Raw genomic sequence first — 23,577 nt, 5'->3', positions numbered from 1 at the left:
GTCCTTGCTCTCACAGCCTGGCGACCAGCTCGGTGGCGACGGGCGCGGGAATCGGGTGTGCTGTCCCGTCCCCGGCCCGTCGCTTGCCTCCCGTTCCCGGTCACGCCCGGCGGGCCGTCGCGCTTCCGGTGGTGAGGATGCGGTGGATCAGCCGGGCGCCGGCCCGCGCCGTGCGGCTGTCGACGTCGAGGTCCGGGTTCAGCTCGGCGACGTCGCAGACGGCCAGCTTCCCGCTCGCCGCCACCGTGGCGCAGACGTGCTCGACGATCTCCATCCGCACCCCGTAGGCGGCGGGGGCACTGACACCCGGAGCCGCACCGGCGGGGAGCACGTCGAGGTCGATGCTGAGGTGCACGACGTCACAGCTCGCGAGGAACTCGTCGATGAACGCGTCGACGCGCTGCAGGTCGAGCACACCGCACTCGGTGTCGGGCAGGTACCGCACCCCGAGCCTGTCCGCAGTGTCGAACAGACGGGTGGTGTTGCTCGGCTGGCTCACTCCGAGCACCCAGTAGTTCAGCTGCTGCCCGCGCCGCTCCTCGCCCTGTGCCATCTGGAGGAACGGTGTGCCGGAGCTGGGCCGGACGTCGTCGCGCAGGTCGAAGTGCGCGTCGAGGTTCAGCACCCCGAGACGGGCGCCCTCGCGCAGGGCGCGGGTGCCGGCCAGCCCCAGGTAGCTGCCGTAGGCCACCTCGTGGCCGCCGCCGAGTACCACCACGGGGTGGCCGCGGTCGACGAGCGAGGTGAGCACCCGGCCCAGGCGGTGCTGCCCGTTCTCCAGGTCGCCGTCGGCCACCTCGATGTCGCCGACGTCCAGCGCCCGCACCGGCGCGGGCAGCGCCATGGACGCGAGGGCGCCGCGCAGCGCGCGCGGGCCGTCCGCCGCACCCTGACGGCCCTTGTTCCGCCGGACTCCCTCGTCGCTGCGGAAGCCGACGAACGCGATGTCTCCCGGTTCGGTGTCCTCGGGGCGGAGGCCGACCACGTGGTGCCAGCGCAGGTTGTCGGCCCCGGGCCCGTCGTCCCGGCCCGTCCAGGGCTCGGGGGCCGCATCCGCGGTCACCGTCGCCGTGTCGGCAGCCGGCGTCACGGTGGTGTCCGTGCTCATTCCGCGTCGTCCTCGGCCATCGGGATGCGCACTCCGCGCTGCTGCGCCACGGAGGTGGCGTACTCGTAGCCGGCGTCCACGTGGCGGATGACGCCCATGCCGGGGTCGTTGGTCAGCACGCGGGAGAGCTTCTGGGCCGCGAGCTCGGTGCCGTCGGCGATGCAGACCTGGCCGGCGTGGATGGAGCGGCCCATGCCGACGCCGCCGCCGTGGTGGATGGAGACCCAGGACGCGCCGGAGGAGGTGTTCACCAGGGCGTTGAGCAGCGGCCAGTCGGCGATGGCGTCGGATCCGTCGAGCATCGACTCGGTCTCGCGGTACGGCGAGGCGACGGAGCCGGAGTCCAGGTGGTCACGGCCGATGGCGATCGGGGCGGACAGCTCGCCGGAGGCGACCATCTCGTTGAACTTGAGACCGGCGCGGTGGCGCTCGCCGTAGCCGAGCCAGCAGATGCGGGCGGGCAGACCCTCGAAGGCCACGCGCTCGCCGGCCATCTTGATCCAGCGGTGCAGGTGCTCGTTTTCCGGGAACAGCTCCATGATGGCCTTGTCCGTGGCCTCGATGTCCTTGGGGTCGCCGGACAGGGCGGCCCAGCGGAACGGGCCGAGACCCTCCTCGAACAGCGGGCGGATGTGCGCCGGGACGAAGCCGGGGAAGTCGAACGCGCGCTGGTAGCCGGCCTTGCGGGCCTCGTCGCGGATGGAGTTGCCGTAGTCGAAGACCTCGGCGCCCTTGTCGAGGAAGCCGACCATCGCCTCGACGTGCTTCGCCATCGACGCGCGGGAGCGCTCGGTGAAGTCGGCCGGGTCCTTGCGGGCCTGCTCGTGCCACTCCTCCATGCTCACGCCGATGGGGAGGTAGGACAGCGGGTCGTGCGCCGAGGTCTGGTCGGTCACGATGTCGATGGGCGCGCCCATCTCCAGCAGCTTCGGGAACACCTCGGCGGCGTTGCCGGTGAGACCGATGGACAGCGGCTTGCGGGCGTCCCGGGCCTCGATGGCGAGCTGGAGCGCGTGGTCGAGGTCGTTCGCGGCGACGTCGAGGTAGCGGTGGGCGATGCGGCGCTCGATGCGGGTCGGGTCGACGTCGACGCAGATGGCGACGCCGTCGTTCATCGTCACGGCGAGCGGCTGGGCGCCGCCCATGCCGCCGACGCCGGCGGTGAGGGTGATGGTGCCGGCGAGGGTCCCGTTGAACTTCTTCCGGGCGACGGCGCCGAACGTCTCGTAGGTGCCCTGCAGGATGCCCTGGCTGCCGATGTAGATCCAGGAACCGGCGGTCATCTGGCCGTACATGGTCAGGCCCTGGGCCTCCAGGGACCGGAACTCCTCCCAGTTGGCCCAGTCGCCGACCAGGTTGGAGTTGGCGAGGAGCACGCGCGGTGCCCACTCGTGGGTGCGCATGACGCCGACCGGCTTGCCGGACTGGACGAGGAGCGTCTCGTCGTTCTTGAGCGTCTTGAGGGTGCGCACGATGGCGTCGTAGGAGGCCCAGTTACGGGCAGCCTTGCCGGTACCGCCGTAGACGACCAGCTCCTCCGGGTGCTCGGCGACCTCGGCGTCGAGGTTGTTCATGAGCATGCGCAGGGCGCCTTCCTGCTGCCAGCCGAGGCAGTTCAGGTCGGTGCCGCGGGGGGCGCGGATGCTGCGGGGCTCTGGGGAAACGCCGGCCATTGCCGCCTCCTGAGTGAAGATGTCGAACCTTGTTCCGTGCCCCCATGACACGTGAGGGGCGCACCCGTGGCCAGGCGCGTCGTCCGGATTTCTCGGATCCGAGACCCGCTCGGCGGACGGGGAGGAAGGTGCTTCCCCTAGAATTTTTCCGACAAGAGCCCGCTGGCCGGGCGTGGGGGGAGACCAAGGGTGACGAGGACGGTGAACGGCGTGGTCGTGGAGGGTGCGGACCTCGCCCGTCTGTACGAGGAACAGGCGCCGGGTTCGGCTCCCGCGTACCAGCGGGTGAAGGACCTCGTGACCGAGCAGATCGCCAGCGGCCGCTGGCGCGAGGGCGACACCCTGCCGTCGGAGAACCAGTTCGTCGAGTCACTCGGCCTGTCCCGCATGACGATCAACCGCGCGCTGCGCGAGCTGACCGCGCAGGGCCTGCTCCGGCGAGTCATGGGAGTGGGTACCTTCGTAGCCCCGAACAAGGGCAGTTCCGCCCTGGTCGAGGTGCACAACATCGCCGATGAGGTCCGCCGCCGCGGCCACCGCTACCACGCCCGGGTGCTGTCGTTGCGCGAGGAGGAAGCAGGCCCGGAGATCAGCGCTCAGTTCGGCCTCGGCGAGCGGCACACGGTCTTCCGGTCCCGAGTGGTGCACTTCGAGGACGACGTGGCCATCCAGCTGGAGGACCGCTACGTCAACCCGGACTTCGCCCCCGGCTACCTGGAGCAGGATTTCACCCTGCGCACGCCGTTCACGTTCCTTTCCGAGGTCGCGCCGCTGGGCAAGGGGGAACACATCGTGGAGGCGGTGCCTCCGTCCACGGAGGAGTGCGCGATCCTGGGCATCGAGAGCTCGGAGCCGTGCTTGCTGATCCAGCGCCGCACATGGTCGCAGGACGCGCTCGTCAGCATCGCGCGGCTGCTGCATCCCGGTTCCCGGTATCGCATCGAGGGCACGTTCGACACGCACTGACCGCCGAGCCGCGCAGCGGTCAGGCCGCGGCCTTGGAGCGCCGCTCTTCCGGGGGCGGATCCTGCGCCGGCCCCGAGGGAGCGCGGCCGGACATCGCGGCCGTCAGCCGCGCCGCCCCCTGCTGCAGGACGTGCCGCACATGGTCCGCGTCATGCCGGCTGTAGTGGCGGCTCCATGTGCTGCTGAGCGCCGCCACGGGCCGCTCGTTGTGGTCGAACGCCGCCACCCCCACCGAGCGGAGCCCCTCGGAGACCAGCTCGATCTCCTCCGACCAGCCGCGCTCGCGGTCCCGCGCCAGCAGGCTCCGCAGCTCGGACAGTGAGCGCGGGCCTTTGCCCGTGCGGGTGACGAGGTTCCCCGGTCGCGGGAAGAGGGCCCGCAGCTGCGCCTCGCCGGAGTGGGCGAGGATCGAACGGCCGTTGGCCGTCAGATGCGCCGGCAGCCGGACGCCGATGTCGGTGACGAGGGCGACGTCGACGTCGACGCCCTGACCTGTGGGCGGGCGCTCCTTGAGCAGGTAGACCGTCTCCGCGCCGTCGAGGATGCCCAGGTGCACGGCCTGGCCGAGTCGATGGGTCAGGCTGCGCAGGATCGGGCGCGCGAGCCGCTCCAGCGGTTCGTGCCGCAGATAGGCGGAGCCGATCTCGAAGGAGGCGACGCCCAGACCGTACGCCTGCTCCTTCGGGACATAGGTGACGAAGCCGCGATCGACCAGCACCGAGAGGATGTGGTACGCCGACGATCGCGGGATGCCCAGATCCCGGGCCAGCGCGCCGGCCTGCACGGGGCCCGAACGGCTGGCGAGGTGCAGAAGGATGTCCAGCGCCCGTCCGACGGCAGGCGACGTGCTGCTCGATACCGTCTCGATGGTCTCGTGTTCACTCACTGGTTCACCTATTGACGAGAGCCTGTCTAGACAGGAATATACAGGCCACTCCTTCTGTGGGCGCGTCGACAGCCGTCGCGGCAGCGGCAACCGCCCCTCTCCCACCTCTCACCCGTCCGGGACATTCGCGTCCTCAAGGAGGGCAGCACGTTGACTTCTGACACGGCGACCTTGACCAGGGGACTCAAATCCCGGCACATCCGCTTCCTCGCGCTGGGCTCGGCGATCGGAACCGGGCTCTTCTATGGATCCTCCGAATCCATCAAGGCTGCCGGTCCCGCGGTCCTCCTGGCCTATCTGATCGGCGGAGCAGCCGTCTTCCTGGTCCTGCGATCCCTCGGCGAGATGGCGGTGAGCGACCCGTGCGCGGGATCGTTCGGTGAGTACGCCACCAAGTATCTCGGCCCGCTGGCCGGGTTCGCGACCGGATGGACCTACGCCTTCGAGCTGGTCATCGTCTGCCTGGCCGATGTCACCGCGTTCGGCGTGTACATGGGCTTCTGGTTCCCCGACGTACCGCGCTGGATCTGGGTGCTGGCGGTCGTGGGCGTCGTCGGCGTGATGAACCTGTTCAGCGTCAAGGTCTTCGGCGAACTGGAGTTCTGGCTCTCGCTCGTGAAGGTCGTCGCCATCGTCGCGATGATCATCGCAGGCGTGGCGATCCTCGTCCTCGGCATTCACACCGGCAGCTCCCACGTCGGGGTGTCGAACCTGTGGAACAACGGCGGGTTCTTCCCTCACGGAGTCCACGGCGTCATCATGTCCCTGGCCGTGGTGATGTTCGCCTTCGGCGGCACCGAGATCATCGGCGTCACCGCGGGGGAGGCCCAGGACCCGGAGAAGACGATCCCGAGTGCGGTCAACACGATCCCCCTGCGCATCGTGCTGTTCTACGTGCTGACCATTGCGGTGATCATGTCGCTCAACCCCTGGCAGAACGTCGACGCCGCGGGCAGCCCGTTCGTCCAGATCTTCGTCGGCCTCGGCATCAAGTCCGCGGCGACCGTGCTGAACCTGGTGGTCATCACCGCGGCCCTGTCCGCGATCAACAGCGACATCTTCGCCGCCGGACGCATCATGTACGGCATGGCCGAGCGCGGCCAGGCTCCCGCGGCCCTGCGCCGGGTCTCCCGCAACGGGGCGCCGTGGCTGACCGTGGTCATCATGATGGGCGCGCTGCTGCTCGGCGTCCTGCTGAACTACCTGATGCCGGAGAACGTCTTCGTCATCATCGCCTCGATCGCGACCTTCGCCACGGTCTGGGTCTGGATGATGATCCTGATGGCGCAGGTCGCCGCCCGCCGCAAGATGTCCCCGCAGGAGCAGGCCGCACTCAAGTACCCGGCTCCGTTCTGGCCCTACGGCCAGATCATCGCGATCGCCTTCATGATCGGCGTGCTCGGGCTCCTCGCCTTCTCCGACAGCACCCGTGTCGCGCTGATCGTCGGCGCCGTCTGGCTGGCCCTCCTGTCGGGCGTGTACTTCCTGTGGGCCCGTCCGCGCGGTGCCCGTACGGACCTTGCCGAGGCCTCCGAGCAGGCGGCGGAGGAACCCGTCCCAGCCGCTCAGAGGTAGTTGCAGAGGGGTAACCGCACACCACCCTCGAACACCGATGGGGTCCGTCCGGCCGGACGGACCCCATCGGTGTTTTCGTACGGCTCGGAGCCGAATGTCTGGGATCCCAGACAATGAGTGCCGTCAGCGCCTCGCGAACCTGCTCTGACATGGGGCTTCATCGTCTTATGACTGTTGTTGTGAATGTCGGCCCCCTTTCCGCCGATGACGTTGTTTCCGTCGCCCGCCACGGTGCGCCCGTGGTCCTCGCGGAGGAGGCCCTCAAGGAGATCGCTCGCAGTCGCGAAGTGATCGAGGGTCTGGCCGACGACGTGGTGCCGCACTACGGTGTCTCCACCGGCTTCGGCGCCCTGGCCACACGCCACATCCCCACCGAGCTGCGTGCCCAGCTCCAGCGCAGCCTGGTGCGTTCGCACGCCGCGGGCTCCGGCCCCGAGGTCGAGCGCGAGGTCATCCGCGCGCTGATGCTGCTGCGCCTGTCCACCCTCGCCACCGGCCGCACCGGCGTCCGCGTCGAGACCGCCCAGGCCTACGCCGACCTCCTCAACGCCGGGATCACCCCCGTCGTGCACGAGTACGGCTCCCTCGGCTGCTCCGGCGACCTGGCCCCCCTCGCCCACTGCGCGCTCGCGATCATGGGCGAGGGCAAGGTCCGCGACGCCCAGGGTGAGCTCAAGCCGGCCGCCGAGGCGCTCGCCGCCGCCGGTATCACCCCGGTCGTCCTGCAGGAGAAGGAGGGCCTGGCCCTCATCAACGGCACCGACGGCATGCTCGGCATGCTCGTCCTGGCCTGCCACGACCTGCGGCTGCTGCTGCGCACCGCCGACATCTCCGCGGCCATGAGCGTCGAGGGCCAGCTGGGCACCGACGCTGTCTTCGCCGCCGACCTCCAGGCGCTGCGCCCGCACCCGGGCCAGGCCAGCAGCGCCGCCAACCTGACCGCGCTGCTCGCCGGTTCGGGCATCGTCGCCAGCCACCGCGGCCCCGAGTGCACCCGCGTCCAGGACGCGTACTCGCTGCGCTGCTCGCCGCAGGTCCACGGCGCTGCCCGCGACACCCTCACCCACGCCGAGCTGGTCGCCTCCCGAGAGCTGGCCAGCGCGGTCGACAACCCGGTGGTCACGCTCGACGGACGGGTGGAGTCCAACGGCAACTTCCACGGTGCGCCCGTCGCCTGCGTCCTGGACTTCCTGGCCATCTCGGTCGCCGACATCGCCTCGGTCGCCGAGCGCCGCACGGACCGCTTCCTCGACGTGGCCCGCAACCACGGCCTGAACGCGTTCCTCGCCGACGACCCGGGCGTCGACTCCGGCCACATGATCGCCCAGTACACCCAGGCCGCGATCGTCTCGGAGCTCAAGCGCCTGGCCGCCCCGGCCTCCGTCGACTCGATCCCCTCCAGCGCCATGCAGGAGGACCACGTCTCGATGGGCTGGTCCGCCGCCCGCAAGCTGCGCCGCGCCATTGACGGGCTCACCCGCGTCCTCGCCGTGGAGCTCTACACCGCCGCCCGCGCCCTGGACCTGCGCGCCCCGCTGACGCCGGCTCCGGCCACCGCCGCGGTGCGTGACGGGCTGCGCGAGGTCGTCGAGGGCCCCGGCACGGACCGCTGGCTCGCCCCCGAGATCGAGGAGGCCGTCCAGTACGTGGCCTCCGGCCGCGCCCTGGCCGCCGCCGAGTCCAAGGCCGGCCCGCTGCAGTAAGGGCCGGCCTCCCGGAGGCCGCCTGAACGGGGGAAACCGGCAACGGCCCCGGCACACCGCTCGCGGTGCGCCGGGGCCGCGGCCGTTCTCCACCGATGAGCCTCTGCGGCCCGACCGGGGTGGCTCCGCCGCCCGACCCGCGAGGCTCTACGCCACCCAGCGCGGCCCCGCGAGCCAGGCCTCACGACGACGGAGCCTGGTCCCCCGGGCGGACTGGTGCGTCGGCCACTCCGCCGATACGGCGGCTCAGTTCCCGTGCGGTGCGGGCCACTTCCGCGGCGATCCGCTGCTGCTGCTCCGGATCCACCTCCTCGGCCGGGAAGGTGACCGCCACGCCCGCGATCGGGTGGGCGCTGTGATCGAGAACGGGCGCGGCGACGGAGGAGAAGCCCGTCGTCACCTCTCCTTCTTCCGTCGCGTATCCGCGGCGCCGTACTTCCACGAGGAGGTTACGGAGAGCGGACAGCGAGGTGGGACCGAGCCCATTGCGCAGGACGAACGCCGAGGGATCGGGGAACAGGGCTCGTACCTGAGCCTGCCCCAGGCGCGCCAGCACGGCCCGGCCGCTGGCGGTGAGGTGAGCCGGCAGCCGGACGCCGACCTCGGTGACCAGCGGCGTGCGTCCCGGGGCTCGCTCCTCGATGACGTAGATGACCTCGCGGCCGTGCAGCACAGCCAGGTGTGCGTTGTGCCCGGTACGGTCGACGAGCTGTGCCAGTGGGACTCGCGCCAGGCGCTGGAACGGTGCCTGGCGGCTGTATCCGGAGCCGAGCTCGAAGGCACTGACCCCCAGCCCGTAGCGACGCTCTTCGGGCAGGTGCACGACGAAGCCTTCGCGTGCCAGGGTGTCGAGCAGGTGATAGGTCGTCGACCGGGGCAGTCCTACATCGCGGCTGATGGCCGCGGCCGGCACCGGACCGGCCTGGGCTGCGAGGTAGCGGAGGACGGCGAGCACCTGTGCTGCGGCAGGGACCGTGGACATATGGCGAGCGTACGTCCGTCCGGAAACCTTGATTCCGGTTCGCCCGCGGCGTCTGGGATACGAGACGGATTGCGGCCCGTGGGTGTAGTGAAGGGGCCTTGACCTGGTGCTTCATGGAACCCATGGCAGAAACTGCTGGACCGGCCGACGTCCCGCCGGCACCACCACGGGGCGTGCTCCACGGCGCTCGCCGTGGCGGGCGCCGATCCACCCGTGACGAGCCGACCATCCCCCCGACGCACCGCAGGCACCGGCCGACGTGGTTGCCGAGGGGCACCGCATCACACACGGAGAGCCACGTATGACAACGCCCCATGACAGCACCGGACCAAAAGACGGCGCCGCCGTCCTGTCCACCGGGACAACCGTCATCACGAACATCGGCACTCTGGTGACCAACGACCCCTCCCTCGGTGAAGGCCTCCTCGGGCTGATCCAGGACGCGGCCGTCGTCATCGACGGCGACCGCATTGTCTGGGCGGGCGCTTCCAGCCAAGCACCCACCACCGACAACCGGATCGACGCAGGAGGCCGGGCCGTGATCCCGGGCTTCGTCGACTCCCACTCCCACCTGGTCTTCACCGGCGACCGCACCGAGGAGTTCAGCGCCCGCATGTCGGGCCGCAGCTACTCGGCGGGCGGCATCCGCACCACCGTCGCCGCCACCCGCGCCGCCTCCGACGACGTCCTTCACGACAACGTCGACCGCTACGTCCACGAGGCGTTGCGCCAAGGCACGACCACCATCGAGATCAAGTCCGGCTACGGTCTGACCGTCGAGGACGAGGCCCGGTCGGTGGCCATCGCCGCGTCCCACACCGACGAGGTGACCTTCCTCGGCGCGCACGTGGTCGCCCCGGAGTTCGCCGACGACCCGGCGGCCTACGTCGACCTCGTCACCGGCCCGATGCTCGATGCCTGCGCGCCCCACGCTCGCTGGGTCGACGTCTTCTGCGAGAAGGGCGCCTTCGACGGCGACCAGGCCCGCGCCGTCCTCACCGCAGGCGCCGCCCGCGGCCTGCTGCCGCGGGTCCACGCCAACCAGCTGACCCACGGCCCGGGCGTACAGCTCGCCGTCGAGCTCGGCGCGGCCTCGGCCGACCACTGCACCCACCTCACGGACGCCGACGTGGACGCCCTGGCACAGGGGAACACGGTGGCCACACTGCTGCCCGGGGCGGAGTTCTCCACGCGCGCGCCGTGGCCCGACGCGCGCCGCCTGCTCGACGCGGGCGCCACCGTCGCCCTGTCCACCGACTGCAATCCGGGCTCGTCCTTCACGAGTTCCATGCCCTTCTGCATCGCCCTCGCCGTCCGCGAGATGGGCATGACCCCCGACGAGGCTCTCTGGTCGGCCACGGCCGGCGGGGCGCGGGCCCTGCGCCGGGCGGACGTCGGCCGGTTGGCTCCCGGCGCCCGCGCCGACCTTGCCCTGCTCGACGCCCCGTCCCACGTCCACCTCGCCTATCGCCCCGGCGTTCCTCTCGTCGCCGCCGTCTGGCGGGCAGGCAGGCGCCTTCTCGGATCTGCGTGAGCAGGGACCCGAAGGACGCGCGGGACTCAGGTTCCGCGTCCATCACCGTCCGTCCCAAACGTCCGTCCCAGCGACGCCGAGCGGGCCGCGGAACCGATCGAGCTCAACCCGTCGGCAGTCCGACGGGGGAGACGGACCCGCGAACGGCCGCTACCACCCAACACCGTAGGAAGGGAATGCAGATGGGTGACACCGCCGCCAAGGCGGCAACCCGGTCAACCGATCCGCTGACCGCAGGCGTGTACAACAGCGTCCGGCAGCTGCGCGCCGACGCCTGGAGCGCGCTGGCGGACCTGACGCGTCGATTGAGCCTTGGCCCGAGCGCCGACACCTGCCCGGAGCGGTCGACCGACCAGCTGGAGGAACTGTTCCGGCTGCTGACACCGATCGAGAACTGCTGGGCCTTTCCCGGCAAGGCGGGCCTCGGCGAGCTGCGCCGGCTTCACGGCACCGGTGACCGGCGCCGGCTGGCGGAGCGCGCGGACGAGCTGAACCTGGCACTCGGCACGGACACCTACCGGAACGTCTCGCCGACACCGGCGCACCCCGAGGACGCGGCCGCCGAGGAGCTGCCTCCGGTGTACGACTCCGCGGCCAAGCCGTACTTCGAAGTGCTCGTCGTCGGAGATCTCGACGAGACAGAAGAGCAGGCTTTGCGGGAGGCACTGCGCCGCCTCCGCCGCGACGAGGACGAATTCGTCTACGACCTCGTCGTGGCCCCCAGTTTCGAGGACGCGGTGATCGCGGCGCTGGTGAACTCCAGTCTGCAGGCCGTCGTCATCCGCCACCGCTTCGCCAACCGTTCCCGGCACGACCTGCAGGTGGTGCGGCGTTTCTTCGAAGGGACCGTCGCCGAAGCCCTTCCGGAGGAGGACCGGTTCGAGCAGCGGGCCCAGGGGCTCGGCGCCCGGTTGCTGGAACTACGGCCGGAGCTGGACCTCTACTTGATGACGGAAGGGGCGGTGGAGAGGACCGCGGGAACGCTCGGCCGAGGCTTCGCGCGGGTCTTCCACGCGCGGGAAGGGCTTCTGGAGCTTCACCTGTCGATCCTGCACGGTATCGGCGAACGCTACACGGCACCGTTCTTCACCGCTCTTCGAGTGCACAGCCGGCGCCCGACGGGAGTCTTCCACGCTCTTCCCATCTCCCGCGGCACCTCGGTGGTTGCCTCTCACTGGATCCCGGAGATGGCCCGCTTCTATGGGCTCAACATCTTCCTCGCCGAGACATCCGCCACCTCCGGCGGCCTGGACTCGCTGCTGGAGCCCACGGGGCCGCTGCGGGAGGCGCAGGACCTCGCGGCCCGGGCGTTCGGTGCCCGGCAGACGTACTTCGTCACCAACGGCACGTCCACCGCCAACAAGGTCGTGGTGCAGGCCCTGGTCCGGCCGGGCGACATCGTGCTGGTGGACCGCAACTGTCACAAGTCGCACCACTACGGGCTGATGCTCGCCGGTGCCCATGTGGTCTACCTCGACGCATATCCGATGGATCAGTACGGCATGTACGGGGCCGTGCCGGTGGAGGAGATCAAGCGAAAGCTGCTGATGCTGCGGCGGGAGGGCCTGCTGGACCGCGTCCGGCTCCTCCTGCTCACCAACTGCACCTTCGACGGGATCGTCTACAACCCCGCCCGGGTGATGGAGGAGTGCCTGGCGCTCAAGCCGGATCTGGCGTTCCTCTGGGACGAGGCGTGGTTCGCCTTCGCGCGCTTCCATCCGGTCTACCGCCGCCGCACCGCAATGGCCGCGGCACGCGAGCTGACCGACCGCTACCGCGACGCGGACTACGCCGAACAGTACGCCGCACACCGGCAGCAACTCGGGGACGACCCGGACGACGAGACCCTGCTCAGCCACCGTCTGATGCCGGATCCGGACACCGTCCGCATCCGGGTGTACGCCACCCAGTCGACGCACAAGACGCTGACGTCACTGCGTCAGGGCTCCATGATCCACGTCTTCGACCAGGATTTCAGACACAAGGCGGCCGAGACGTTCCACGAGGCCTATATGACGCATACGTCGACGTCGCCGAACTACCAGATCCTCGCCTCGCTCGACCTCGGCCGCCGGCAGGCCGAACTGGAGGGCTTCGAACTGGTGCAGAAGCAGCTCGAGCAGGCGGGTGTACTGAGGGACGCGATCGACCAGCACCCGGTGCTGAGCCGTTACCTGCACTTCCTCACCACTCCCGAGCTCATACCCGCCCGGTTTCGTTCCTCCGGTGTGGACCAGCCCTTGCGGACCGGGCTGGCGAGAATGGCGGCCGCCTGGGAGGACGACGAGTTCGTTCTCGATCCGACCCGGGCGACCCTGCACATCGGCCGCACAGGCATCGACGGCGACACCTTCAAGCACGAACACCTCATGGACCGCTACGGCGTCCAGGTCAACAAGACCACGCGCAACACGCTGCTGTTCATGACCACCATCGGAACCACGCGCAGCGCGGTCGCCTACCTCATCGAGGTGCTCGTCAAGATCGTCGAGGAACTGGAGGAGAACATCGAGGAGATGAGCCCCCGCGAACGTGCCCTGCACCATCGGCGAAGCGCCGCTCTCAGCGACGGCTCCGCCGCCCTGCCGGACTTCAGCGCGTTCCATGCCGCATTCCGTCCGGGCGTTCACACGCCGGAGGGGGACCTGCGCAAGGCGTTCTTCCTGGCGTATGACGACAGTAAGTGCCAGTACATGATGGCGGAGGAAGTCGCCGAGGCCATGGAGGGAGGGCGGGAGGTCGTCTCGGCCACCTTCGTCACGCCGTACCCGCCGGGCTTCCCCGTGCTCGTTCCGGGCCAGGTGGTCAACGAGGCGGTGCTGCGCTACATGGGGGCTCTCGACACTCGCGAAATACACGGATACCGGCCTGACACCGGTTACCGGGTCTTCACCGAGTCCGCGTTGAAGGAGCTCACGGCATGACGGGCGGACGGGTGTCCGGGCGCACGACCGGTCGGTGACGCACTGGAGAACGGCGGCGGTCTGACCCGGGAGGTCGCCGCCGACGCCTTCCTGGCCGCGACCGGTGGGTCACGTCCGGCGTCGGCGGCGCCAGTAATGCACGGTGACTGCCAGGAGCAGCGGTCCCCAGAGGATGATGGGCGCGTAGCAGAGGTTCAGGACCACGACGGAGATGCCGTGGGGAGCGTCGGGGTCCGGATTGACGAACATGTTGTGGATCAGGCCCACGGAGTACACCATGACCAGTCCGGCCCCGACCAGCGCTGGGATCACTGCGGCCGGGACCGACACCGGGCGGCCGCGCAGGCCCGGCACCCAGCGCGGCCAGACCTCGCCCCAGGACTGCACCAGGCCGAGCGTCAGGAAGGCGAAGATCTCCGAGAACACCGTCAGGCCCACGATGTAGAGCGACCCCCAGCCGGGCACATGGAGAGTCCTTTTGGCCTCCGGCCCGAAGCCCATCATCCAGCCCCAGGCCATCGGGAGCCGCCATAGGCTGGACGGAAGCGGCGTCAGGACCGCCAGGCGCGCTGCGTTGCGCGCCCAGCGCGGGACATCGGGCAGGGTCTGAAGGGCGGAGAACATCGGCATGGCGGCAATCCTGGCCGCAGTGCGGGCCTCGCCGCGTCGGCCCCCGGTCGGAGATGGATCCCGCCCCAGCGGGAGCTCCTCTCCGCCTCTGGTCGCACGCGCACAGTGCGCGGCCGCCCAGGCGCCTGGGCCGGGAGCGCGCAGCGTGCCGGCGTGCGATCAGATCGCGGTGCCAGCGCGGCACCGTGTCCGGACGCACCACCAGCCGTGGGAGACGCTGGCTGGCGGGGGAGGATCGGGGTCGTGGCCGTGACGTGGAGACAGACGCACGGGGTCTTGGACGGTGAACAAGAAGCCCACGGTCACCTGGCGGCCGGTGTCCGCAGCGGCGAAGGCCGTGCCAAGGAGGCGGCCCTTGACGCGGTGCGTAGCGTTCGGCCGTATGGAACCCATGGCTTACATCCAGTCAGCACAGGGCGCCCGGTCCCGGGCTCGTGACCTCGGTATCGTCATCGGAGAGTTCGCTACCGGGCCCTTCGACGCGATCACCGATGTACCGGGCGTCCGTGTCGGGCACGCCACCGTCCGCCGGCACCCCGATGTGCACAGCGGAGTGACCGCCGTCGTGCCCGGCGCCGTCGGCCCCCACACACCGCTGCCCGCCGGGATGTTCACCGGCAACGGCTACGGCAAGCTCATCGGCACGACCCAGCTCACCGAACTCGGCACGCTGGAGACACCGGTGCTGTTGACCTCGACACTATCGGCGTTTCGGGTCGCCGACGCACTGGTCGGATGGATGCTCGAACGGCCCGGATGCGGCAAGGTGCAGAGCCTCAACCCGGTCGTGGGTGAGTGCAACGACGGCTTCCTGTCCGACATCCGCGCACGGCCGATTCACGAGGTGCACGTCCGGGCCGCACTCGAGGGAGCGTCCGGCGGACCGGTGGCCGAGGGCTGTGTCGGCGCGGGAACCGGCACAGGCGCCCTGGGATTCAAGGCCGGCATCGGAACCGCCTCGCGCACACCGGACCTGGGAGGCCGGCGGTACACGGTCGGTGTCCTGGTACAGGCGAACTTCGGCGGCACGCTGCGGGTGCTCGGCCGCAGTGTCACCCCGCAGTCCCTTGGCCTGGCCCCTGACCCGGCGCCGGTCGGGGAGGCGGGCTCCTGCATGATCGTGGTCGCCACGGACGCCCCGCTCGACGCCCGGCAACTCACTCGCGTCGCGCGGCGCGCGGTGTTCGCCCTGGCCCGCACGGGCGCTGCCTACAGCCACGGCAGCGGCGACTACGCCGTCGCCTTCGGTACTCGGCCCCAGGCCGGTGCCCCTGTGGAGGACGTCGAGCTGGGGCCGCTGTTCGAAGCAGTCCTCGACGCGGTCGAGGAGGCGGTGCTCAACTCCCTGCTCGCCGCGACGACGACCACAGGCTTCGGCGGCCGCACCCTGCCGGCCCTGTCGGCGGACCGGCTGCTCGAAGTCCTTTCGGGTCCTGCGACACCACTGGTGCCGGACGGCGAGGGCCCCGCGCGCTGACTCCCCGGCACGGGGCAGATTTTCTGCTACGAGGCGCACAGACCCGCCTGCGTCGCCCCGCTCGCCGTCAGAGTCCCCAGGCGCTCCTGAAGGCCCAGGCGGACAACCCGGGCTGCCCGAAAGACCCCTACGACTCCAACGGCGACGGGTCGTGGACGCGACCCGCACGGGCGGCAAGCGCGTGAACGGGCTCTACGGCTTCGGCATCGTCAACGCCCTGCGGACGGTCAAGTAAGACCGACCGGCAATTGGGGGGCGGCGTCACGGGGCTGGGGCACACACTTCGCGGCGTTGTCGTCCCTCACCATGTTCCCCAAGCTCTCGGCTTCGCTCGAGCAGGGGAGGCCCCATTCGCCATGGCTCGATCCTCCGCCTTGCGATGCACGCACCCCAGCCCCGCTCTTTCACCCACCCCCCAATTGCCGGTCGGTCTAAATCCGCCGATCAACTCGTTGAGCCCTGGCAAGCGTCCTACCACCCGTACCGCCAACCAACTGGAGACCTCTATGACAGCGCCCCGCACGCGCTCCCGTCGTCTTGTCGCCCTTCCGCTGGGGATGGTCACGGCGACCGCCTTCGCTTTACTGCCCAACGTCACGGCGTCGGCGGCCGAGGCGGCCCCGAAGGCCGCGACGGCCGACGCGACTTCCCTCAGCTACGTCGTCAACATCGCCACCGGACACGGCCCGACCACGACGGTGAAGAAGGCCATCGCCGACGCGGGCGGCACGATCGTCATCGCGTACGACCAGATCGGCGTGATCGTCGTCCACTCCGTGAACCCCGACTTCGCCCCGACCATCCGCAAGGTTCCGGGCGTGCAGTCGGCCGGCGCCACCCGCACCGCGCCCCTTGCCCCGCAGTCGATGACCGAGGTCGGCACGCCGAAGGTGCTCAGCGCCAGGGAGGTCGCGAGCGCCCAGGCGGCAGACGGCCAGGACCCGCTGGAGCCGTTTCAATGGGACCTGCCCGCCATCAAGGCGGACAAGGCGCACGAGAAGACGCTCGGCAGCCGCGAGGTCACAGTCGCCGTCATCGACACCGGCGTCGACGACACCCACCCCGACCTCGCCCCGAACTTCAACCGCGAGGCGTCCGTCAACTGCGCGTCGGGCAAGCCGGACACCGCGAACGGGGCCTGGCGGCCGGGCGCGTCGGAGGGGAGCGCCCACGGCACGCATGTCGCGGGTGAGATCGCGGCCGCCAAGAACGGCTTCGGCATGACCGGCGTCGCGCCCGGCGTGCAGGTCGCCGGCATCAAGGTGTCCAACCCGGAGGGCTACGTCTACACCGAGGCCGTGGTCTGCGGCTTCGTCTGGGCGGCCGAGCACCACGTGGACGTCACCAACAACAGCTACTACACCGACCCCTGGAACTTCAGCTGCCTCGACGACCCGGACCAGAGGGCGCTCGTCGACGCCGCCACCCGGGCCTCGCGGTACGCGGAGCGCAAGGGCACGGTCAACGTCGCGGCCGCGGGCAACGAGCGCCGCGACCTGGACGCGGACTCCATCACCGACCCCGCCTCCCCGAACGACGGCACACCGGGCGACCGGGTGATCGACCCGCACAAGTGTTTGGACCTACCGCCCCAGCTGCCCGGTGTGGTGACCGTTTCCGCGACCGGTGCGAAGGTCATCAAGTCGTCGTTCTCCAACTACGGTCACGGCGTCATCGACGTCGCCGCGCCCGGTGGCGACTCCGTCCTCTACCAGCCCCCGGCCTCGCCGGGGGCCAATGGTGGGATCCTCGGCACGATGCCCGGCGGCGAGTGGGGCTACGCAATGGGCACGTCGATGGCGTCCCCGCACGTCGCGGGGGTGGCCGCCCTCATCAAGTCGACGCACCCGCACGCCACCGCCGGCCAGGTGAAGGCCCTGCTGTACGCCCAGGCCGATGCCACGCCGTGCACGGACCCGTACGACATCGACTCCGACGGCAAGATCGACGCCGTGTGCAAGGGGTCGAAGAACCACAACGGGTTCTACGGTGTGGGGATCGTGAACGCGTTGAACGCTGTGACGAAGTAAACGGCTTCCGCGCGCAAGGGGGCGGGCCGTCGACTCTGGTTGGTCAATGCCGGCCCCTTTCGTAGGCCCGTCGCCGTCAGGCGGCGGGCCTCAGCGTTTCGAAGCGGGAGCTGCGGGTGCCGATTCGCGGTGTTCCGCTGGTCCAAGCGTCGAGCCGAGCGAGGTTCATCGCCGCAGCAGTGAACAAGTGCTGGAGATGAAGGCGCCTGCACCCTCGGGGACGCCGGTGGCTGCCGCTCACCGGTTGCGGGCGGGGCGTTCGGTTCGCAGCGACCGGTAGCCGGGGTGCACGCCTGGGGTGAGTCCCTGCTGTTCGGCCAGGCGCCTGAGTAGTCCGGTCAGCTGCTGGTGCTCGTCGGGGGACAGCGCCTGGCACAGGTGTTGCTCGTGCGCTGCCCCCGCCTCGCGTAGCCGGGCGAGCATCTCGAGCCCGCGTTCGCTCAGGTGGAGTGCGTACAGGCGCCGGTCGTTGGAGTTCCTGCGGCGCTCGATCAGGCCTCGCTCCTCCAGGTCGTCGGCGAAGGACACGAAGCGGCTCGGCGGCATGCCGAGGTCGTCGGCGAGTTCGCGCTGGCTTCGGCCGGGGGTCTGGGCGAGTAGGCGTAGGAGCCCTGCCTGTGCGGGAGTCAGGTCGAGGGCGGCGATCCGCTCGGCGAACAGTTGAGCCGCGTGGGCTCCCAGCTGTGCCAGCAGGAAAGCGGCGCCGCCGCGGAGCGCGGGGCTCCCGTCCTCGTGACTGCTGTTCATGACGGCATCGTACATGCTTGACAATCGTTCTGGATTGTAATCATTATCTTGCGTAAATCGCTGATCCGGGAGAAGTCATGACCGTTGCCCCCGCCCCTCAACGTCCCGTGGCGAGCGCGCGCCGCCCACAGTCCGGGCCGCCGCTGCTGGCCCCCGTCCTGGCGTTCGCCGCGCTGACCGTCGCCTACGTGGTCGTGAACCGCTCCACTCCTCACCCCGACGCCTCCGGCCTTGCGGTCCTGCACTACGCCCGCAGCCACGGCACCGCGATCAAGCTGGGTTCCTTCCTGCTGCTGGCCTCCGCAGTGCCGCTGGCGCTGTGCGCCGCGGTGCTCTACCGGCGGCTGCGGGCCCTGGGCATCACCGCCCCCGGCTCGGCGATCACCCTGGTCGGGGGAGTACTGGCTAGCTGCGCGCTGACCGCAAGCGCGATGTTCGCCTGGAGCGGCGGCCGTCTGCCGGTAGACGCCCCCGCCCCCCTCGCCCGCGCGCTCGCGGACCTGTCGTTCCTGTCCGGCGGCCCCGCCTACGCGGTGATGTACGCCCTGTTCACCGCCGGGGTATCGGTGACGGGCCTGTTGGCCGGCCTGCTGCCGCGGGCGGTGACCTGGACCGGACTGCTGCTCGCCGCCGCCGGGATGCTCTCCACGCTGACCCTGCTGGCCTCCGGGTTCGCCTACCTCCTGCCGGTCGTCCGCTTCGGCGGCACCGTATGGCTGGTGTTCGTCGCAGCGCTGCTGCCGCGCACCCGCCGCCGCACGCCACACGGGCAAGAGCCCGGCCTCGCCTCGTCCTGACCACTCTCACCGACCAAGGAGCCACTACGGATGTCCGGTAACTTCCCCGACCTGAACGGCAAGATCGTCTTCATCACAGGCGGATCGCGCGGCATCGGCGCCCGAACCGCACGAGCCTTCGCAGCCCAGGGCGCCAAGGTCTGCGCCGTTGGGCGGGACCCACAAGCCCTGGCCGCCGTCGTCGCCGACATCACCGGCGAGGGCGGCACGGCGATCAGCGCGGTCGCCGACGTCACCGACCCCGCCGCAGTGGACGACGCGCGCCGACAAGCCGAGTCCCGGCTCGGCCCGGTCGACGTCCTCGCCGCCTTCGCCGGAGGACAGGGTTTCCCCGTCCCGTCCGTGGAACTGACCGAACAACGCTGGCGCGAGGTCATCGACTCCGACCTCACGTCGGTGTTCCTCACCATCCAGGCATCCCTGCCGGGCATGCTCGAACGCGGCAGCGGCTCGATCATCACCATGTCCTCGGCCGCCGGCCGCCAACCCAGCCAGGCCAATCTCGCCTACGGTGTCGCCAACGCCGGGGTGGTGATGCTCACTCGCCACCTGGCCACCGAGGTCGCACCGCGCGGGATCCGCGTCAACTGCATTGCGCCCTCGGCCATCCTTACCGAGACGACAGAGGCCCGCATGCCCGCCGCCGTGCAGGCCAAAGTCGCCGCCATGCACCCGCTGGGCCGCATGGGAACCCCGGACGACGTCGCCCACACCGCCTTGTTCCTCGCTTCCGAGGCCGCGTCCTGGCTCACCGGACTCACCATCGACGTCGCCGGCGGCCGCGTCACCGGCTGAAGAGGACCGCCGGGGCGCGGCCCGTACCCCGAGCGGCTGCGGGATCAGTTCGAGCCCTATTCTGCGATGGCCTTCAGCGCCGCGCGTTCAGTTGCTTCTTCGAGTGGCACACGGTCGACCTATGGTTGGTCTCATGAGCCGTTGGAAAGAGTTGACCGGGGAGACGTCCGGAGAGGACTACGCTGCACGGTTCGCGGCCCTGGCCCGTAGCGGGAGGGATGTGCACGGTGAGGCGCGGTTCTGCGCAGCTCTCGTGCCTGTCGGAGCGCGAGTGCTGGACGCCGGGTGCGGTACCGGACGGGTCATGATCCGGCTCGCGGAACTCGGGTACGACTGTGTTGGGGTGGATCTTGATGCGTCGATGCTGGCAGTGGCGCAGAAGCAGGCGCCGGGGCTGCCGTGGTTCCAGCTCGATTTGGCCGCGTTCGAGCCGGACCTGCTCGGCATCGCAGCGGACTTCGATCTCGTGGTCGCTGCAGGCAACATTTTCCCGCTGCTCGCTGCCGGCACCGAGGTCACGGTGGTCAAGCGCCTGTCCGCAGCCCTGCGTCCGGGCGGTCTGATGGTCGCCGGCTTCGGCCTGGACGAAGCCCACCTGCCCGTGCCACCCAGCATCACGCTGGCCGAGTACGACGACTGCTGCGCCGATGCCGGCCTCACCCTCGTTGACCGCTTCGCCACCTGGGACGCTGACCCTTACGACGGCGGCGGCTATGCCGTCAGCGTCCACTGCCGGTGAGGATGTGCGGGACATCGTGAGCAACCGCGCCCGCCAGGCAGTCGGCAGCTTCTCCGAGCAGTCCGCGAGCAGTTCCATGTCCGCGGGCATCGGGGCATCGGTGACACCGAGGTCCGTCCGGGGTTCGGGACACGGCGGCGCGCTGACGGTCGTGTCGGATGCAGGCTCTCCGAGCACCTCCGATGCCGGCTGCCCTCCGGGTGGAGTCCCGCCCGGGACCGGACGGAGTCAGTCGGCCGGGTTCGGGAGCGTTCGAACAGGCCTCTGACCGAGGACAGTTGGGCGGGTGAGCACCACGCCGAGCAGGGACGACTCGGAGACGTAGCCGAAGTGGCGGGAATCCTGTGTGCGGGCGGCGTCGCCCCGGACGACCAGTGAACCTGACGGCACCAGTCCGCCGTCCGGAGCCCCGACGATGTCGCGCACGTCCGGCGGCACGGGATCGCCGGGCAGGGCGGAGACCCGCTTGACCAGCCAGGCCAGGGGTTCGTCGCCGTCGCCGAAGGGGAGGGGGTTGCGGAAGACCACCGCGTCGCCGCGCCGCACGCGCGTGGTGCGGCGGACCAGCAGCCGGTCGCCGTCCGTGAAGGCCGGGGCCATGCTCGACCCGGTGACCCTGATGAGCGCGATGTGTGAACGCAGGACACGTACGGAAAGGAGCAGCATGCCGGCGCCCGCTGCCATCGCCGCCGTCGTCCGCCCGACACCCGTCATGTGACCGCCTTCCGTTTCGGGCGGCTCATGTGGCTGCCTCCGTGGTCCTGGCCCGGTCGCCGCTCACGGCATATCCCGCGGCCTGCAGGCCGAACAACCGGGCGTAGTGCCCGTCGTCGAGGGCCATCAGCTCGCCGTGGGAGCCGAGTTCGGCGATCCTCCCGTCCACCAGCACGGCGATGCAGTCCGCCTCGCGCAGGGCGCCGAGCCGGTGGGAGACCAGCAGCGCAGTCCGTCCCCGGCGGTGGTGGCTGAGCGTGCGGTGCACCTCGTGCTCGGCCTCCGGGTCAAGGCCGGAGCTGGGCTCGTCCAGGATCAGCAGATCGGCGTCGCCGCGCATCAGCGAGCGGGCCAGCGCGACCCGTTGCCACTGGCCACCGGAGAGGGTGACCCCGGAGGTGCCGCCCTCCTCGTCGAGGTGGACCCGGCTGAGCTGGGTCTCGTACCCGCCGGGGAGGCTCCGCAGGGTCGTGTCGATGCCGGCGAGCGCCGCGCTGTCGCGGATCCGCTCCAGGTCCTCGCGGTGCGGCAGATCGCCGATGCCGATGTTCTCGGCCGCCGAGAGGTCGTACGTCATGTAGTCCTGGAACGTGACGCCGATCCGGCGGCGCAGCTCGGCCACGTCCATGGTCCGGATGTCGGTGCCGTCCCAGAGGATCGCGCCGCGTTCGGGGTCGTAGAACCGGCAGAGCAGCTTGATGAGGGTGCTCTTGCCGGCGCCGTTGCGGCCCACCAGACCCATCGCGGTGCCCGCCGGGACGGTCAGGTTCACCCCGCGCAGCACCCAGGGGCCGGAGGCGTCATAGCGGAACCAGACATCCCGCAGTTCGATTCGCCCGGCGAGCGCCGGCGCGGGGGCCTCGCCCCGGGTCAGGTCGTCGGGGGTGTCGAGCAGATCGAGATAGTGGCCGAAGAGCCGGACGCCCTCCGCGGCCGTTCCGGCCTGCAGCACGATCCCGGTGAACGCCCCCTGCACTCCCGCGGCGGCGGCGATGAACAGAGTCACGTCCCCCACCGTGAATCTGCCGCGGGCCGCGCCCGCGACCACGACGACTGTACCGAGCCCGGCGACCAGGGCGTTGAGCGCGGCGAAGCCCGACTGCACCAGGGCTCCACGCCGGGCCACCGCGAGCTCGGCCTCGGTGGCGTCGCTCAGCGCGCGGACCAGCCGGCCGTGCAGGAAGCCGCCGAGACCGAACAGCCGGATCTCCTTGGCGGCGCGGGGGTCGGTCAGCAGCGAGCGGTAGAAGAGGTGCCGGCGCAGCCGGGCCGAGGTCAGCTCCCAGACCACCACCTGGCGGCGGGCCAGCGAGAGCCGGGCCAGCAGTGCGGCGGCGCCGACCAGGAACAGCAGGCCCACCATCGGAGGCCAGACGGCGAGCAGGGCCCCGGCGAAGCCGCTGACCGCGGCCACCGAACGTACGGCCTCCTGTGTGAACATGGTGATGTTGTGCGGTGCGTCCTCCGAGGCCTGCTGGGCGAGCCGCAGCCGATCGTGGAACGCGGGATCCTCGAACCGCCTCAGTCCGTGGAACTCGTCGACCTTGGCAAACAGGGTCCGTTCGACTTCGACGACGAGCCTTCTGCGCACCAACTCATCGAGGTATCCGGCCAGTTGCAGAAGGACGGCGGAGAGTGCGCCCAGCGCGGCCGTGGCGATGCCGAGGCTGACGGCGTGCCGCGCGTCGGCCTGCGAACCGCGGCCGAGTTCGTCGAAGAGCAGCTTGGCGAGCCAGGCGGTCGCGGCCGGTGTCACCCCGATTGCCACGGTCACGCCGAAGAGCAGGGAGGCGCCGGCGGGCGTGGCGCGAAATTGGAGGGCGACCGCCGCCCACGCGGCGCGGGCTCGCAGCCGGTTCCCCGGAGGCGAAGCAGCCTCCGGGGAACCGGCGGGTGGGTCGGAGTGCGTCATCAGCACGTGTTGGTGCGTTTGGTGCACACGCCGTTACAGGTGAATCGGTACTGGTATCCACCCTTGCAGTAGCAGAGTTGTCCCACCTCGGGGACGCAGGCCCCCGCGCGCTGCTCGTTGAGCACAAGCCGCAGCAGCCGGTCGCCCATCGTGCCGATCATTCGCCTCATGCCTGCCTCCTGGTTACGCGACGGGATGGGGATGGGGCGTGGGTCAGCAGCTGCCGCTCTTCACGCAGGGGCCGTTGCAGCTGTAGACGTACCGGACGTGGTTCACGCACTTGCAGAAGGTGCCATGCTCCGGGACACAGGCACCGGCCCGGTCCTCCTTCAGCAGCATGCCCAGCAGCTTGTCGCCCATCGTGCCGATCACACGGGTCATCGTG

20 protein-coding genes and 1 pseudogene are annotated in these 23,577 nt (G+C 70.4%); 11 read left to right on the top strand and 10 right to left on the bottom strand.

Translation table 11 applies throughout. The features are described from left to right. Positions 1–100: 100 nt before the first annotated feature. Both hutG and hutU read right to left on the bottom strand, forming a co-directional pair. Entirely contained in the window at positions 101–1,108 is a 1,008-nt protein-coding gene (gene hutG / locus AB0N06_RS21420) for a formimidoylglutamase (protein WP_366136269.1), read from the bottom strand. After that, positions 1,105–2,781 (bottom strand): urocanate hydratase, encoded by a 1,677-nt coding sequence (gene hutU / locus AB0N06_RS21415; RefSeq protein WP_366136268.1) that lies wholly within the window; start codon positions 2,779–2,781, stop codon positions 1,105–1,107. Before hutU ends, hutG begins: the two co-directional genes overlap by 4 nt. A 189-nt stretch (positions 2,782–2,970) precedes the next feature. On the opposite strand from hutU, the gene hutC reads away from it, so the two are divergent. After that, entirely contained in the window at positions 2,971–3,747 is a 777-nt protein-coding gene (gene hutC, locus AB0N06_RS21410) for a histidine utilization repressor (RefSeq protein ID WP_366136267.1), read from the top strand. Positions 3,748–3,766: 19 nt separating this feature from the next. Here hutC and AB0N06_RS21405 read toward each other — a convergent pair whose 3' ends face one another. Continuing rightward, a complete protein-coding gene (locus tag AB0N06_RS21405) occupies positions 3,767–4,633 on the bottom strand; it encodes an IclR family transcriptional regulator (protein ID WP_366136266.1) in 867 nt (288 codons plus the stop codon). A gap of 150 nt (positions 4,634–4,783) precedes the next feature. Between AB0N06_RS21405 and AB0N06_RS21400 the strand changes: the two genes are divergently transcribed. Then, on the top strand, positions 4,784–6,208 hold the full coding sequence (locus AB0N06_RS21400) for an amino acid permease (RefSeq protein ID WP_366136265.1): 1,425 nt from the start codon (positions 4,784–4,786) through the stop codon (positions 6,206–6,208). 149 nt (positions 6,209–6,357) lie between these two features. Continuing rightward, positions 6,358–7,911 carry a histidine ammonia-lyase gene (hutH, locus tag AB0N06_RS21395; protein WP_366136264.1) on the top strand — a complete coding sequence of 518 codons (1,554 nt, stop codon included), beginning with the start codon at positions 6,358–6,360 and terminating at the stop codon, positions 7,909–7,911. Positions 7,912–8,092: 181 nt separating this feature from the next. Here hutH and AB0N06_RS21390 read toward each other — a convergent pair whose 3' ends face one another. Further along, positions 8,093–8,893 carry an IclR family transcriptional regulator gene (locus tag AB0N06_RS21390; RefSeq protein WP_366136263.1) on the bottom strand — a complete coding sequence of 267 codons (801 nt, stop codon included), beginning with the start codon at positions 8,891–8,893 and terminating at the stop codon, positions 8,093–8,095. 301 nt (positions 8,894–9,194) lie between these two features. Here AB0N06_RS21390 and hutI point away from each other — a divergent pair, with 301 nt between their 5' ends. Continuing rightward, positions 9,195–10,427: an imidazolonepropionase gene (gene hutI / locus AB0N06_RS21385; protein WP_366136262.1), complete on the top strand. Its 1,233-nt coding sequence runs from the start codon at positions 9,195–9,197 to the stop codon at positions 10,425–10,427. 182 nt (positions 10,428–10,609) lie between these two features. Then, positions 10,610–13,351, top strand: a complete 2,742-nt coding sequence (locus AB0N06_RS21380) for a beta-eliminating lyase-related protein (protein ID WP_366136261.1) — start codon at positions 10,610–10,612, stop codon at positions 13,349–13,351. A gap of 108 nt (positions 13,352–13,459) precedes the next feature. Here the strand turns inward: AB0N06_RS21380 and AB0N06_RS21375 are convergent, their stop codons facing one another. Beyond that, positions 13,460–13,981 carry a hypothetical protein gene (locus tag AB0N06_RS21375; RefSeq protein ID WP_366136260.1) on the bottom strand — a complete coding sequence of 174 codons (522 nt, stop codon included), beginning with the start codon at positions 13,979–13,981 and terminating at the stop codon, positions 13,460–13,462. Between the two features lie 382 nt (positions 13,982–14,363). Between AB0N06_RS21375 and AB0N06_RS21370 the strand changes: the two genes are divergently transcribed. The 3 genes and pseudogenes from AB0N06_RS21370 (at position 14,364) to AB0N06_RS21360 (ending at position 17,488) form a co-directional block, all read left to right on the top strand. After that, the gene (locus AB0N06_RS21370) at positions 14,364–15,458 is read left to right on the top strand and encodes a P1 family peptidase (RefSeq protein ID WP_366136259.1); all 1,095 of its coding nucleotides are present in this window, start codon (positions 14,364–14,366) and stop codon (positions 15,456–15,458) included. Between the two features lie 77 nt (positions 15,459–15,535). Then, positions 15,536–15,693 (top strand): annotated as a pseudogene (locus tag AB0N06_RS21365) (peptidase S8); the annotation flags it as partial. A 271-nt stretch (positions 15,694–15,964) separates the two neighbouring features. Beyond that, complete coding sequence (locus AB0N06_RS21360; protein ID WP_366136258.1) at positions 15,965–17,488, top strand: S8 family serine peptidase; 1,524 nt, start codon at positions 15,965–15,967, stop codon at positions 17,486–17,488. Between the two features lie 237 nt (positions 17,489–17,725). On the opposite strand, the gene AB0N06_RS21355 is transcribed toward AB0N06_RS21360, so the two are convergent. Continuing rightward, positions 17,726–18,235 carry a MarR family transcriptional regulator gene (locus AB0N06_RS21355; RefSeq protein ID WP_366136257.1) on the bottom strand — a complete coding sequence of 170 codons (510 nt, stop codon included), beginning with the start codon at positions 18,233–18,235 and terminating at the stop codon, positions 17,726–17,728. A gap of 77 nt (positions 18,236–18,312) precedes the next feature. Between AB0N06_RS21355 and AB0N06_RS21350 the strand changes: the two genes are divergently transcribed. From AB0N06_RS21350 to AB0N06_RS21340, 3 genes are all read left to right on the top strand, one after another. Then, complete coding sequence (locus tag AB0N06_RS21350; RefSeq protein WP_366136256.1) at positions 18,313–19,032, top strand: DUF4386 domain-containing protein; 720 nt, start codon at positions 18,313–18,315, stop codon at positions 19,030–19,032. A 30-nt stretch (positions 19,033–19,062) separates the two neighbouring features. After that, positions 19,063–19,827 (top strand): SDR family NAD(P)-dependent oxidoreductase, encoded by a 765-nt coding sequence (locus AB0N06_RS21345; RefSeq protein WP_366136255.1) that lies wholly within the window; start codon positions 19,063–19,065, stop codon positions 19,825–19,827. A 133-nt stretch (positions 19,828–19,960) separates the two neighbouring features. Further along, a complete protein-coding gene (locus AB0N06_RS21340; RefSeq protein ID WP_366136254.1) occupies positions 19,961–20,566 on the top strand; it encodes a methyltransferase domain-containing protein in 606 nt (201 codons plus the stop codon). Positions 20,567–20,794: 228 nt separating this feature from the next. On the opposite strand, the gene AB0N06_RS21335 is transcribed toward AB0N06_RS21340, so the two are convergent. From AB0N06_RS21335 to AB0N06_RS21320, 4 genes are read right to left on the bottom strand one after another with little or no spacing between them, the layout of a single operon-like run. Beyond that, positions 20,795–21,280 carry a S26 family signal peptidase gene (locus tag AB0N06_RS21335; RefSeq protein WP_366136253.1) on the bottom strand — a complete coding sequence of 162 codons (486 nt, stop codon included), beginning with the start codon at positions 21,278–21,280 and terminating at the stop codon, positions 20,795–20,797. A 25-nt stretch (positions 21,281–21,305) separates the two neighbouring features. Continuing rightward, the gene (locus AB0N06_RS21330) at positions 21,306–23,192 is read right to left on the bottom strand and encodes an ABC transporter ATP-binding protein (protein ID WP_366136252.1); all 1,887 of its coding nucleotides are present in this window, start codon (positions 23,190–23,192) and stop codon (positions 21,306–21,308) included. Beyond that, the gene (locus AB0N06_RS21325) at positions 23,192–23,362 is read right to left on the bottom strand and encodes a hypothetical protein (protein ID WP_366136250.1); all 171 of its coding nucleotides are present in this window, start codon (positions 23,360–23,362) and stop codon (positions 23,192–23,194) included. Before AB0N06_RS21325 ends, AB0N06_RS21330 begins: the two co-directional genes overlap by 1 nt. A gap of 43 nt (positions 23,363–23,405) precedes the next feature. Further along, positions 23,406–23,573, bottom strand: a complete 168-nt coding sequence (locus tag AB0N06_RS21320; protein WP_366136249.1) for a hypothetical protein — start codon at positions 23,571–23,573, stop codon at positions 23,406–23,408. Positions 23,574–23,577 lie beyond the last annotated feature (4 nt).

It is taken from the genome of Streptomyces sp. NPDC051020 (assembly GCF_040683105.1).
Lineage (GTDB): Bacteria > Actinomycetota > Actinomycetes > Streptomycetales > Streptomycetaceae > Streptomyces.
Note: the sequence above shows the minus strand (reverse complement) of the source record. Positions and strands in the feature narration are given on the sequence as shown.